This window comes from Klebsiella sp. RIT-PI-d, from assembly GCF_001187865.1.
Classification (GTDB): Bacteria; Pseudomonadota; Gammaproteobacteria; order Enterobacterales; family Enterobacteriaceae; genus Superficieibacter.
The window spans coordinates 1-13,502 of record NZ_LGIT01000017.1 but is presented as its reverse complement, the minus strand read 5'-3'; the positions used below and the strand labels follow the sequence as shown (position 1 = coordinate 13,502).

The window sequence follows — 13,502 nt, the reverse complement described above, 5'->3', positions numbered from 1 at the left end:
AGTGGAACACAGGGAAAGCATAGTTGGCACAGCGGGATAAACCGAGAAATGAGGGAAACCCCTTCATCCGCGAACGGATGAAGGGAGGCACGTCAGGCCCGTTTCATCATTAATAGCAGGCTGATAAGGAAGAACAGCGCGCTCGGGAGTAGCGCCCCGATAAGCGGTGGAATGTTGTACACCAGCGTCAGCGGACCGAAAATCTGATCCATGACGTAGAACAGAAAGCCGAAGCTGATCCCGGTGACGACACGCACGCCCATCGGCACGCTGCGCAGCGGGCCAAAGATAAACGACAGCGCCATCAGCATCATGACCGCGACCGACAGCGGCTGGAAAATCTTACTCCACATCTTCAGCTGGTAGCGTCCGGCATCCTGACCGCTGGACTCTAAATAGTGGCTGTAACTGTAAAGGCCGCTGATGGAGAGTGCATCCGGCTCCAGCGCCACCACGCCCAGTTTGTCCGGGGTGAGGTTGGTTTTCCAGGTACCGGTTACCGTCTGCGTACCGGTGATCTGCTTAGGATCGGTCAGGTTAGATTCGTCAACCTGCGACAATTCCCACTGCCCGCGTGCTTTATCGAATTTTGCCGAGGCCGCATAGCGCACCGACTGCAACCGACGCTGGTCGTTAAACGCATATACGCTAACGCCACCCAGTTCATCTTCGCCTTTGATACGTTCGATATAGACAAAATTATTGCCGTCTTTCGCCCACAAGCCCTGCTGGGTTGACAGCAGCGATCCGCCGTACATCGCCTGCGCGCGATAGTTACGCGCCATCTGCTCGCCCTGCGGGGCAACCCATTCCCCGACGGCCATGGTCAGCAACACCAGCGGGATCGCGGTTTTCATTACCGCCAGCGCCACCTGAAGGCGGGTAAAGCCGGACGCCTGCATCACAACCAGCTCGCTGCGCTGCGCCAGCATCCCCAGTCCTAACAGTGCGCCCAGCAGCGCGGCCATCGGGAAGAAGATTTGAATGTCTTTCGGCACGCTGAGGAGGGTAAACATTCCCGCGCCCACCGCATCATAGCTCCCCTGCCCGGCCTTTTTCAGCTGGTCGACGAACTTGATGATGCCCGAGAGCGACACCAGCATGAACAGCGTCATCATGATGGTGTTAAAAATGGTCTTACCGATATAGCGGTCGAGTACGCCAAATGCCTGCATTATACCGCTCCTTTACGCATGAAACGGGCACGCAAACGGCGCATCGGCACCGTATCCCACAGGTTCAGCCCGACAGCGAGCGCGAAGTAAAGCAGGTTCACCGCCCACATCCAGATCATCGGGTCCAGCTTGCCTTTACTGCCGTTTGATTTCAGTGAAGTTTGCAGTAGGAAAAATATCAGATACAGCAGCATCGCCGGGAGCATAGAAAGTACGCGCCCCTGACGCGGGTTAACCACGCTGAGGGGCACCACCATCAGCGCCATGATGAATACCGTCGCCACTAGGGTAAAGCGCCAGTGCAGCTCGGCCCGCGCCCGGTCGCTATCGGTATTCCACAGGGTGCGCATGTTCATCTGATCGGTATCGTCAGGATTCAGTGCGACCGCCTGATGGCCAATGATGGCCTGGTAGTTCTGGAAATCGGTGATGCGGAAGTCACGCAGCATAGCGGTGCCTTCAAAGCGCGTGCCTTTATTTAAGGTGACGCTTTGAGAACCGTCTTTGTGCTGCGCCATCTGACCGGAATCCGCAACGACGACAGAAGGACGCGCGCTGCCTTTCGGGCGCAGCTGGGCGAGAAATACGTCGTGAAAGCTGCTGCCGCTGACGCTTTCAATAAACAGCACTGAGTTGCCGTCGGTCGCCTGCTGAAACTGCCCCTGGGCCAGCGCCGCCAGGCCGGGGTTGGCTTTGGCATCGGCCAGCACTTCATCCTGATGCCGGGAGGACCACGGCCCCGCCCACATGACGTTGACGGCCGCCACGATGCCGGTAAACAGCGCGAGGATCAGCGCCGCTTTTACCAGTACGGCCTTACTCAGGCCGCAGGCGTGCATGACCGTAATTTCACTTTCGGTATACAGTTTGCCCAGCGTCATCAGCAGCCCGAGGAACAGGCTGAGCGGCAGGATAAGCTGCGCCATTTCAGGCACGCCCAGTCCCAGTAGCGAGAGCACCAGGTTCGTTGGGATTTCACCGTCAACCGCCGCGCCCAGGATCCGCACCAGTTTCTGACAGAAGAAGATCAGAAGCAGGATGAAAAGGATCGCCAGTTGGCTTTTGAGGGTCTCCCGCACCAGATATCTTATGATTATCAATTTAAATACGCCTGTAAAAACCCGTGTTTTTGCTGGAAAATCGCTTGTTTCATGGCTTAAACGTCATTTATGCTCTTGAGTCGTTGAAAACATCGCTAAGATAGTTTTACTTAGCAGATGGCAGCTTCAGGAACGCTCTGAGGTGTTTAAACCATCACAGTAAGATTATCACGAAGTCACCGCAACAGCGGACATGAGTTACGAAAGCTTGCAATTCTATCCGTAGCGTCCGCCGTTGTCTTTAAGATTCAGGAGCGTAGTGCATGGAGTTCAGTGTAAAAAGCGGTAGCCCGGAGAAACAGCGGAGCGCGTGTATCGTGGTGGGCGTCTTTGAACCGCGTCGCCTCTCCCCCATTGCCGAGCAGCTCGACAAAATCAGCGACGGCTATATTAGCGCCCTGCTGCGTCGCGGCGAGCTGGAAGGTAAACCGGGGCAGACCTTGCTGCTTCATCATGTGCCAAACGTCCTGTCAGAGCGTATCCTGCTGATCGGCTGCGGCAAAGAGCGCGAGCTGGATGAACGTCAGTATAAGCAGGTAATTCAGAAAACGATTAATACTCTGAATGATACCGGCTCAATGGAAGCGGTCTGCTTCCTCACCGAGCTGCACGTTAAAGGCCGCAATAATTACTGGAAAGTACGCCAGGCGGTTGAGACGGCGAAAGAGACGCTGTATAGCTTTGACCAGCTTAAAACGAATAAAAGCGAGCCGCGTCGTCCGCTGCGTAAGATGGTGTTCAACGTGCCGACCCGCCGGGAACTGACCAGCGGCGAGCGTGCAATCCAGCACGGTCTGGCTATTGCTGCCGGTATTAAAGCGGCCAAAGATCTCGGCAATATGCCGCCGAATATTTGTAATGCGGCCTATCTGGCCTCGCAGGCGCGCCAGCTGGCGGACGGCTACAGCAAAAACGTCGTTACCCGGGTGATTGGCGAGCAGCAAATGAAAGATCTGGGGATGCACTCTTATCTGGCGGTCGGGGCAGGTTCACAGAATGAATCGCTGATGTCGGTAATTGAGTACAAAGGCGATGCTTCCGAAGACGCGCGTCCGATTGTGCTGGTGGGTAAAGGGCTGACCTTTGACTCCGGCGGTATCTCCATCAAACCTGCCGAAGGCATGGATGAGATGAAGTACGATATGTGCGGCGCGGCAGCGGTCTACGGCGTGATGCGCATGGTGGCGGAACTGCAACTGCCGATTAACGTGGTTGGCGTGCTGGCCGGCTGTGAAAACATGCCGGGCGGACGAGCTTATCGTCCAGGCGACGTGCTGACAACCATGTCCGGTCAGACGGTTGAAGTGCTGAATACCGACGCCGAAGGCCGACTGGTGCTGTGTGATGTGCTGACCTACGTTGAGCGCTTCGATCCTGAAACGGTGATTGACGTCGCCACCCTGACCGGCGCATGTGTGATCGCCCTGGGGCATCATATTACCGGTCTGATGGCGAATCATAATCCGCTGGCTCACGAGTTGATCAGCGCCTCTGAGCAGGCGGGAGATCGCGCATGGCGTCTGCCGCTGGCCGATGAATTCCACGATCAGCTGGAATCGAATTTTGCCGATATGGCGAACATCGGTGGCCGTCCTGGCGGGGCAATTACCGCCGGTTGCTTCCTGTCGCGTTTTACCCGTAAATATAACTGGGCGCACCTGGATATCGCCGGAACCGCATGGCGCTCCGGCAAGGCTAAAGGCGCGACCGGGCGTCCGGTGGCCCTGCTGTCGCAGTTCCTGCTGAACCGCGCCGGTTTCTCCGGGGAAGAGTAATATCGCGGGAGTCCGGAGAAAAATACTGTAGGCCGGGTAAGCGAAGCGCCACCCGGCATTGCAGGGTACTAAAGCACTGACGGGTCATCCCACTTCACATAACGTCATCACAAGAAGCCCTATATGAAAAACGCAACGTTCTACCTTCTGGACAATGACACAACTGCCGACGACCTGAGCGCCGTGGAGCAACTAGTGTGTGAGATTGCCGCAGAACGTTGGCGCAGCGGCAAACGCGTGCTGATCGCCTGCGAAGATGAGCAGCAGGCGATCCGCCTCGATGAAGCGCTGTGGGCAAGGCCCGCTGACAGTTTTGTCCCGCATAATCTGGCCGGCGAAGGTCCCAGAGGCGGTGCGCCGGTTGAAATCGCCTGGCCGCAAAAACGGAATAGCAGCCCACGTGATATCCTCATCAGTCTGCGCACAAACTTTGCAGACTTTGCCACCGCTTTCACAGAAGTGGTAGACTTCGTACCTTATGAAGACTCATTGAAACAACTGGCACGCGAACGCTACAAAGCCTATCGCGTGGCTGGTTTTAACCTGAATACGGCAGCCTGGAAATAATGGAAAAGACATACAACCCGCAAGATATCGAACAGCCGCTTTACGAGCAGTGGGAAAAGCAGGGCTATTTCAAACCAAATGGTGATGAAAGCCAGGAAAGCTTCTGCATCATGATCCCGCCGCCGAACGTCACCGGCAGCTTGCATATGGGTCATGCTTTCCAGCAAACCATCATGGACACCATGATCCGCTATCAGCGTATGCAGGGTAAAAACACCTTGTGGCAGGCGGGTACGGACCACGCGGGTATTGCTACCCAGATGGTGGTTGAGCGTAAGATCGCCGCTGAAGAAGGAAAAACCCGTCACGATTATGGCCGCGATGCGTTTATCGATAAAATCTGGCAGTGGAAAGCGGAATCCGGCGGCACCATTACCCGTCAGATGCGTCGCCTCGGCAACTCCGTTGACTGGGAGCGCGAGCGCTTCACCATGGACGACGGTCTTTCCAATGCCGTGAAAGAAGTGTTTGTCCGTCTGTATAAAGAAGATCTGATTTACCGTGGCAAACGTCTGGTCAACTGGGACCCGAAACTGCGCACCGCCATCTCCGATCTGGAAGTGGAAAACCGCGAGTCTAAAGGCTCCATGTGGCATATCCGCTATCCGCTGGCCGACGGCGCAACCACCGCAGACGGTAAAGATTATCTGGTTGTCGCCACCACCCGTCCGGAAACGCTGCTGGGTGATACCGGCGTCGCCGTTAACCCGGAAGATCCGCGTTATAGAGATCTGATCGGCAAATATGTGATGCTGCCGCTGGTTGACCGCCGCATCCCGATTGTGGGTGATGAACACGCCGACATGGAGAAAGGCACCGGCTGCGTGAAAATCACCCCTGCGCACGATTTCAACGACTATGAAGTCGGCAAACGTCATCAGCTTCCGATGATCAACATTCTGACCTTTGATGGCGATATCCGTGAAAGCGCGCAGATCTTTGACACCAAAGGTGAGGAATCTGAAGTTTATTCCAGCGCTATCCCGGCGCAGTTCCAGAATCTTGAGCGCTTTGCCGCGCGTAAAGCGATGGTCGCCGCTGTTGACGCGCTCGGCCTGTTAGAAGAGATTAAACCGCACGACCTGACAGTGCCGTACGGCGATCGCGGCGGCGTGGTGATTGAACCGATGCTCACCGACCAGTGGTACGTACGTGCCGACGTGCTGGCAAAACCGGCGGTTGAAGCCGTTGAGAACGGTGATATTCAGTTCGTGCCGAAGCAGTACGAAAACATGTATTTCTCCTGGATGCGTGATATCCAGGACTGGTGTATCTCCCGCCAGCTGTGGTGGGGTCATCGTATCCCGGCATGGTACGACAACGACGGCAATGTCTACGTTGGCCGCACCGAAGACGAAGTGCGCCAGGAAAATAACCTCGGTGCCGATGTGGCCCTGCGTCAGGATGATGACGTTCTCGATACCTGGTTCTCCTCCGCGCTGTGGACCTTCTCGACTCTCGGCTGGCCGGAAAATACCGATGCGCTGCGTCAGTTCCACCCGACCAGCGTGATGGTATCCGGCTTTGACATTATCTTCTTCTGGATTGCCCGCATGATCATGATGACCATGCACTTCATCAAAGATGAAAACGGCAAGCCACAGGTGCCGTTTAAGACGGTATACATGACTGGTCTGATCCGCGATGACGAAGGACAGAAGATGTCCAAGTCCAAAGGTAACGTGATCGATCCGCTGGACATGGTTGACGGTATTTCTCTGGCCGATCTGCTGGAGAAACGTACCGGCAACATGATGCAGCCGCAGCTGGCGGAAAAAATCGCTAAGCGTACCGAGAAGCAGTTTCCTGACGGCATTGAGCCGCACGGGACCGACGCCCTGCGTTTCACCCTGGCTGCGCTGGCCTCAACCGGTCGCGATATCAACTGGGATATGAAGCGTCTGGAAGGTTACCGTAACTTCTGTAATAAGCTGTGGAACGCCAGCCGCTTTGTGCTGATGAATACCGAAGATCAGGATTGCGGCTTCAACGGCGGCGACATGACGCTGTCGCTGGCAGACCGCTGGATCCTCGCGGAATTCAACCAGACCATTAAAGCCTACCGTGAAGCACTGGATAACTTCCGCTTCGACATCGCCGCAGGCATTCTGTATGAGTTCACCTGGAACCAGTTCTGCGACTGGTATCTGGAGCTGACCAAGCCGGTGATGAACGGCGGTTCTGAATCTGAACTGCGCGGCACCCGCCACACGCTGGTGACGGTACTGGAAGGTCTGCTGCGTCTGGCGCATCCGATCATTCCGTTTATTACGGAAACCATCTGGCAGCGGGTGAAAGTTATTTGCGGCATTACGGCTGATACCATCATGCTGCAACCCTTCCCGGCATTTGACGGCGCACAGGTTGATGAAACCGCGCTGACTGACACCGAATGGCTGAAACAGGCCATCGTTGCGATCCGTAACATCCGTGCAGAAATGAATATCGCTCCGGGTAAACCGCTTGAGCTGCTGCTGCGCGGCTGTAGCCAGGATGCAATGCGTCGCGTAAACGACAATAAAAGCTTCCTGCTGAATCTGGCGCGTCTGGAAAGCATTACCGTACTGCCTGCGGACGATAAAGGTCCGGTATCGGTGACCAAAATCATCGACGGTGCGGAGCTGCTGATCCCGATGGCAGGCCTGATCGACAAAGAGGCCGAACTGGCGCGTCTGGCGAAAGAAGTGGCGAAGGTCGAAGGTGAAATTGGCCGCATCGAAAGCAAGCTGTCCAATGAAGGCTTTGTGGCGCGCGCACCGGAAGCGGTGATTGCCAAAGAGCGCGAGAAGCTGGACGGCTATGCTGAGGCAAAAGCGAAGCTTATCGAACAGCAGGCGGTTATTAGCGCGCTGTAAGCACGCCATGCCGGGTGGCGCTGCGCTTGCCCGGCAAGTCTGGTAACGTCGGGGAAAAGGCCGGAACATGTTCCGGCCTTTTGTATCTTAAAGGAAAGGTAGTACTGGCATGACGCTGCGCGATAATAGTAAAAAAGCAAACAAGCAGGCTAATCAGGTCCTGTTACCGAATTGCCATAATTCGGGCTGTCTGATTTCGTTCTGAAATAGCTAGAGACCGTGTAATATACTGCTTTAAAAAATATTGCTCCCCGTCACGCCATAATAAAAAGACTGCCTCTTGACCTGCCTGTTCGCATAAATATAACGGCAGCATTTTATTATCGCCCAGAGCAAATAAATTCCCAGGGTTATAATGATCAGCAAAGTATTACCAGACAAATTAGAAAATAGTCACTACCCGTGCCGCGAAACATAAACGTATGGTACTGTACCTCATTATTATGTGTAGCTTTACTCCTGTATATTCCTGATTAGAAAAATCTATAATGCATCAAAGAGGTAAAAAAGGCGTCAACCTGCAACTTTACAGGACCATTTACTGTTATAACGTTCAAAACTTTTTCTCTCTTTATAAGTTGCTTGCGCCGCCTCAGAGACAATGGTATTAAATAAATATATTCGTTTTGATTGTGTCATTAGGTAATATCATGAATGTAGTGAGCACACTGACGCTGCGCCGCCTGACGGCTCAGGATAACCCGGCTATTGCGGCTGTTATCCGTCAGGTTTCGGCAGAATACGGCCTGACCGCTGATAAAGGCTATACGGTTGCCGATCCGAATCTGGATGAACTTTACACACTCTACAATCAGCCAGGTCATGCTTATTGGGTAGTAGAGCAGGACGGAAATGTCGTGGGCGGCGGCGGTATTGCCCCGCTAGCCTGTAGCGAACCAGATATTTGTGAGCTGCAAAAGATGTATTTTCTGCCGTCGATTCGCGGTCAGGGACTGGCGAAAAAACTGGCGTTAATGGCAATAGATCATGCCCGTACGCTGGGTTTTAAACGCTGTTATCTTGAAACCACCGCGTTTCTGAAAGAAGCGACAGGGCTGTATGAACGGCTCGGCTTTAAGCATATCGACGGCCCGCTAGGCTGTACCGGGCACGTCGATTGTGAAGTACGAATGCTTAAAGAGATTTAACCCCAGGCCGTTATACGCGTCTGCGCGCATTTTAATGCATTCAGACGCGTAATAGGGTTTTCAACCTGGTAAGCATCTGCCGGACTTATTCAGTAGAAGCAATCGCAAAGCGGATCACCGCGGCGGCTTTATTCTCAGGCAGTGCCAGCACGCTATTCCACAAATCCTGTACGAGGTTACAGGTGATTTTCTCTTTCCCCACGCCGCTGCGCGGATTAGACATAATTTCCATATTCTCGCCGTAGCGCTGAGTCAGCTGCAGCGCGAGTGGTTTAATATCCTGCTGCGCGTGTGCACGTTCCTGCGGCGTTACCGTATGTTTATCCGGTCCAACCGCCGCACGCATCATGGCGGCATCCACAGCCATACGACGCTGAAAAAGTTCCTGCGACAAAATTCTGACCGGGTTAATTCCGCCTTTCACCTCAGGAAACAGAAAGCGATAGCAATCATCATCACTGACTTTTTGCACAGCCGCAGTCTGTTCCATATTGATTTTCATATAGGCCACCACGTCTTTATCCGGCGCGGTTTGCAGACGTTGCATTTGCAATGCCAGCACCTGCGGCTGGATCTCATCGACGATCTGCTGTTCAGTCTTGCCGTCCTTTTGCATAGTCAATGCGCGGGTACGAATAGCATCCCACAGCTGCGGCTCCTGCTCTTTTAATACCTGATAGGTCGGCATGGTACTGACGATCGCATCGAACTGCTCATCGTCCGTTTTACCCGGGGAGCGATGCGCTATCCAGGCGACGGCCATAAAAGAGATAACGCCTGCCAGCAGTGCGGTGGCCCATTTTTTCATCGGAAATCCTCAGGTGTTATACCGGGACGCCGCTGTGAAAACGGAATTCATCGTCCGCAGTGGTGATAAGCGCCGCTTCGGTTTGCCCGAAATGCTGCACGCGTGATGCAATATCGTGACCGGCGATTTGCCGGGCCAGCGCAAGGTAATCCTGATAATGGCGCGCTTCCGAGCGCAGCAGGGAGAGGTAGAATTTCTGCAGATCCTCATCCAGATACGGAGCCAGCGCCGCAAATCGCTCGCAGGAGCGGGCTTCGATATATGCGCCACAAATCAGTTTATCAATCAGCGTCAGCGGTTCGTGGGTGCGAACCTCTTTCAGCATGCCTTTAGCATAGCGGCTGGCGGTAATTTTGACGTAGGGAATATTACGCGCCGCCATAGCCTCACGCACCTGCCAGAAATGGTGTAATTCTTCTTTAATTAACAGCAGCATGCTGTCGATGAGCTGGCGCCCCCACGGATCGCTGGTGCGCGGCATGACGCTTTTACTCATCTGCTTATGCAGCGCCATAAAGTCGGGCTCAGGCCCTTCACGAAAGGTAAACGCCTCATAAGGCTGTAGCCAGGCCAGCAGCGCGTCGCTGCCGTCTTTATCGGCAACATATTTACGCACCAGCAGCATGGCGGTTTGCGCCGCTTTCAGCTCGCACACCATGTGATCGGTGAGCAGGAGCGGCAGGTTTGCCGGATCGCGGGCCTTGTCGATCCATGCCTCGGGCGTCGGGCAGTGCAGAAATTGAGTAACGGGAGAAAGCAGGCGCTGGTAATCCATGGCGGGTCCTGAAAATACGGCAGCGTACGCTGCCGTACCGGGTTTAGTGCTTAGTGACGGGTGCCGTCATCATCCTCATCGACATCATCCTCGTCACCGTCTTCGGCGTTCGGATCTTCGAAGTAGGTGCCCCAGCCGTCATATTCAACGTTGAATTTTTCAGCCAGCGTCATGAGCTGCTCGGCCTGGGCGTCGATCAGATCGGCGTTCAGCGCGCATTCACTGAGAATATCGCAGCAAATCACCGTGTCGCCCTCTTCCACTTCCAGCTCTTCCGGCTCGGTTACTTCGTAACCCAGCTTAAACGCTTCTACCGCAAATTTCTCCAGCGTATCGAAGTCGTCAGCAGAGAGATGGTGTTCAATGGTATACAGGGCATCGGGATCGCTGCCGTCTTCAATAAGCTCTTCAATGGTTAAGCGCGTCTCTTCGCGTTGCTCTTCCAGGTATTCCGGGTTTGCCATGGCGGGTTCCTCTTAAATTGCCGCAGTTACTTATATTGTCACACACCACTGACATTGCCTCCAGCCTATCACGCAAAGATTTATGCATCAGGGTTGATTTTGCATATTCATACATATAAATTGAATTTTAATTCAATAGATAAACTGCATCATGAGAGGGAAATATGTCGTCTTTCTATCAGAAGCATTTTTTAAAATTACTCGATTTTACCCCCGCCGGGATCCAGTCGTTGTTACAGCTTGCTGCCAAATTGAAAGCTGACAAGAAGCTGGGTCAGGAAACGCCGCAGCTTAGCGGTAAAAATATTGCGCTCATCTTCGAAAAAGACTCGACCCGTACCCGTTGCTCTTTCGAAGTTGCCGCATTCGATCAGGGCGCTCGCGTGACTTACCTCGGCCCCAGCGGCAGCCAGATTGGTCACAAAGAGTCGATCAAAGATACCGCCCGCGTGCTGGGGCGGATGTATGACGGCATCCAGTATCGTGGCTACGGTCAGGATATCGTTGAGACGCTGGCCGCGTTTGCGGGTGTACCGGTGTGGAATGGCCTGACCGACGAGTTTCACCCCACTCAACTGCTGGCTGATTTACTCACCATGCAGGAACATCTGCCGGGTAAAGCATTTAATGAGATGACGCTGGTTTACGCAGGCGATGCGCGGAACAACATGGGAAATACCCTGCTGGAAGCCGCCGCGTTGACCGGTCTTGATTTGCGTCTGGTTGCACCAAAAGTATGTTGGCCACAGGCAAGCCTGGTCGCTGAATGTCAGGCGCTGGCCGCCCAGACCGGCGGGAAAATTACCCTGACGGAAGATATTGCCGCCGGCGTGCAGGGCGCGGATTTTATTTATACCGACGTCTGGGTATCGATGGGTGAAGCCAAAGAAAAATGGGCCGAACGGATCGCGCTACTGCGTGATTACCAGGTAAACAGCGCAATGATGCAGCTCACCGGTAATCCGCAGGTGAAGTTTCTTCACTGCCTGCCCGCCTTTCACGACGATCGCACCGCGCTGGGTAAACAGATGGCAGAAGAGTACGGCCTGCACGGCGGAATGGAAGTCACGGATGAGGTGTTTGAATCCGCCGCCAGTATTGTTTTTGATCAGGCAGAAAACCGGATGCATACCATTAAGGCGGTGATGGTGGCGACGCTGGCGAGATAATCGCCTGAGCAGAAATATACGGTAGCAGCTAGGACAGCGAAATCGGTGACGGCCTTTAGGTTCTTCACCGGTTTTTCTTCAACGCCAAAAATCAATGGTGAGCGTGTGGCGTGAGCATAAGAGGTTGATGAACCGCGCGCATCACATTTACGCATCAGAATATAGCACGATATTTCCTGGTCTATTATTCAGGCTGAAATTCTTTTTTAAATCAATTAATCCCTGCTTATATATTTATTTTTTAAATGTGTACAGGTATTGATTTAAAAAATAATGACTGCTTAGGTAAGATGAGCACCTTTAAATTTTTCTTAAAATATAACAATGACTTGCATGGAATTTTAAATGCAAAGCGAAAGTAAAACCTCTCTTTTTATTTATATTGTGAATACTTTCAACTGAACTCCCACACCATCATCATCGTCAGATAGTCAATATATTTATTGAAATTTAAATTTATTTACCTCCCTTCAACCAACCATTGATCTTTATCAGTTATCACTTCCCGTTGTTCATTCCACAATATTGTTTATGCGTGCGTGTCTGAACACAAGCAGACGAACAAGGAGTGAGTCATGAATAACAAACCCTGCCAGGAAAAGAGTCGCTTATGCCAACCATGACTGAATTATCCGGATATCTCAATATCCGGCAGGATGAATATCGTTATCTGCTGCTGGATCCGCTGAAGCGGATTACATCATGGGATCCGTTACACCCGGCCCGCCTGAATGATGCCACGGGAAGGGAGACGCTTCGTCGGGTACTGCGCCCGGATCTGGCCTGGTCGCCGGAACATTGCCCGCTGTTGTTATGCCTGGCCTCCCCCGGCGAATTCTGCGATGAAACCCTGGTACAGAATAGCGGTGAGCATGCGCGCAATGAGCGGTTAGCTGAAAAGCACTATATCTGTGGCTGGCTGAGTTCATCGCTGGAGCCTGATGCAATGGCTGAATGGCTGGCCGGGTTGTGCAGGGATATTGTCACCAGCACCACCGTGCCGGTGCATGAACCGCTGCGCCTTGAGCTGCTACAGGCTACGGTTGACCCTGCCATACTGTCTGCCCTGCTGCATCCGGTCAGCCAGTGGCATCTGCTCTCCTGCACCGACGCACTGATAACGCTTTGCGGGCAAAATAGTGACACAGAGCGACGGCTGAACTGGGGCGCTGAACAGGCGCAGCGCAATGTCCGCGAAATCCTGCGCCTGTTGTCCGCCTGGCATGACGTCATACCCACCCTGCCGGCGGAGGCTGTCCGGCTTGCCACTAATGCCTGGACGGCATCAGGAAAAACCGGTCTGCATCATCCGGGTGACCGGTTTTATCTGGCACTGAGCATCCTGACACAGCCTGTCGATATAACCCGGCACGATTCAGTAAAAACCCGCCTGCAACAGGCCGCCGACAACTCTGCCCTGCGGTTTACGCAGCTGATGCAGAGTCTCCCCGATGAGACATGGCAGGAACTGCGTCATCTGCCCCCGCCACTAAAAGGATGTTGAGAGTGAATATGAAAGCGCAGTCCGACAAAAATATTGCCGCCAGCCAGCGGGCGGCGATCCTCCCTTCAGGCTGTAAAGCCTGCGAGCGCCAGGGCGTGGCGATTTATCCGCTGCGGGTGGCGGCGGTCCCCCGGCGCCTGGTGAGTCAGGGGTGGCTGCCGG

At 53.8% G+C, this 13,502-nt stretch carries 12 protein-coding genes; 6 read left to right on the top strand and 6 right to left on the bottom strand.

What is annotated here, in order from left to right; genetic code table 11:
- Positions 1-92: 92 nt before the first annotated feature.
- Entirely contained in the window at positions 93-1,175 is a 1,083-nt protein-coding gene (gene lptG, locus AC791_RS17470; RefSeq protein ID WP_049841763.1) for an LPS export ABC transporter permease LptG, read from the bottom strand.
- Complete coding sequence (gene lptF, locus AC791_RS17465) at positions 1,175-2,275, bottom strand: LPS export ABC transporter permease LptF (RefSeq protein WP_049841762.1); 1,101 nt, start codon at positions 2,273-2,275, stop codon at positions 1,175-1,177. The genes lptG and lptF overlap by 1 nt, the downstream gene beginning before the upstream one ends.
- 263 nt (positions 2,276-2,538) lie before the next feature.
- Here lptF and pepA point away from each other — a divergent pair, with 263 nt between their 5' ends.
- The 3 genes from pepA (at position 2,539) to AC791_RS17450 (ending at position 7,472) form a co-directional block, all read left to right on the top strand.
- Positions 2,539-4,050, top strand: coding sequence for a leucyl aminopeptidase (gene pepA, locus AC791_RS17460; RefSeq protein ID WP_049841761.1), 1,512 nt, complete (start codon positions 2,539-2,541; stop codon positions 4,048-4,050).
- A gap of 123 nt (positions 4,051-4,173) precedes the next feature.
- Positions 4,174-4,617, top strand: coding sequence for a DNA polymerase III subunit chi (holC, locus tag AC791_RS17455; protein ID WP_049841760.1), 444 nt, complete (start codon positions 4,174-4,176; stop codon positions 4,615-4,617).
- The gene (locus AC791_RS17450; RefSeq protein ID WP_049841759.1) at positions 4,617-7,472 is read left to right on the top strand and encodes a valine--tRNA ligase; all 2,856 of its coding nucleotides are present in this window, start codon (positions 4,617-4,619) and stop codon (positions 7,470-7,472) included. The genes holC and AC791_RS17450 overlap by 1 nt, the downstream gene beginning before the upstream one ends.
- Positions 7,473-7,706: 234 nt before the next feature.
- Here the strand turns inward: AC791_RS17450 and AC791_RS20035 are convergent, their stop codons facing one another.
- On the bottom strand, positions 7,707-7,838 hold the full coding sequence (locus AC791_RS20035; protein ID WP_228136917.1) for a DUF898 family protein: 132 nt from the start codon (positions 7,836-7,838) through the stop codon (positions 7,707-7,709).
- Between the two features lie 284 nt (positions 7,839-8,122).
- Between AC791_RS20035 and AC791_RS17445 the strand changes: the two genes are divergently transcribed.
- Positions 8,123-8,620 carry a GNAT family N-acetyltransferase gene (locus AC791_RS17445; RefSeq protein ID WP_049841758.1) on the top strand — a complete coding sequence of 166 codons (498 nt, stop codon included), beginning with the start codon at positions 8,123-8,125 and terminating at the stop codon, positions 8,618-8,620.
- Positions 8,621-8,705: 85 nt separating this feature from the next.
- Here AC791_RS17445 and AC791_RS17440 read toward each other — a convergent pair whose 3' ends face one another.
- Genes AC791_RS17440 through rraB form a run of 3 tightly spaced genes read right to left on the bottom strand, consistent with a single transcriptional unit; the run spans position 8,706 to position 10,667 of the window.
- Positions 8,706-9,428, bottom strand: a complete 723-nt coding sequence (locus tag AC791_RS17440; RefSeq protein WP_049841757.1) for a hypothetical protein — start codon at positions 9,426-9,428, stop codon at positions 8,706-8,708.
- Between the two features lie 16 nt (positions 9,429-9,444).
- Entirely contained in the window at positions 9,445-10,203 is a 759-nt protein-coding gene (gene miaE / locus AC791_RS17435) for a tRNA isopentenyl-2-thiomethyl-A-37 hydroxylase MiaE (RefSeq protein ID WP_049841756.1), read from the bottom strand.
- A 50-nt stretch (positions 10,204-10,253) separates the two neighbouring features.
- Positions 10,254-10,667 carry a ribonuclease E inhibitor RraB gene (gene rraB / locus AC791_RS17430; RefSeq protein WP_049841755.1) on the bottom strand — a complete coding sequence of 138 codons (414 nt, stop codon included), beginning with the start codon at positions 10,665-10,667 and terminating at the stop codon, positions 10,254-10,256.
- A gap of 164 nt (positions 10,668-10,831) precedes the next feature.
- On the opposite strand from rraB, the gene argF reads away from it, so the two are divergent.
- Both argF and AC791_RS17420 read left to right on the top strand, forming a co-directional pair.
- Positions 10,832-11,836: an ornithine carbamoyltransferase gene (gene argF / locus AC791_RS17425; RefSeq protein ID WP_049841754.1), complete on the top strand. Its 1,005-nt coding sequence runs from the start codon at positions 10,832-10,834 to the stop codon at positions 11,834-11,836.
- A gap of 610 nt (positions 11,837-12,446) precedes the next feature.
- A complete protein-coding gene (locus tag AC791_RS17420) occupies positions 12,447-13,340 on the top strand; it encodes a hypothetical protein (RefSeq protein WP_049841753.1) in 894 nt (297 codons plus the stop codon).
- Positions 13,341-13,502 lie beyond the last annotated feature (162 nt).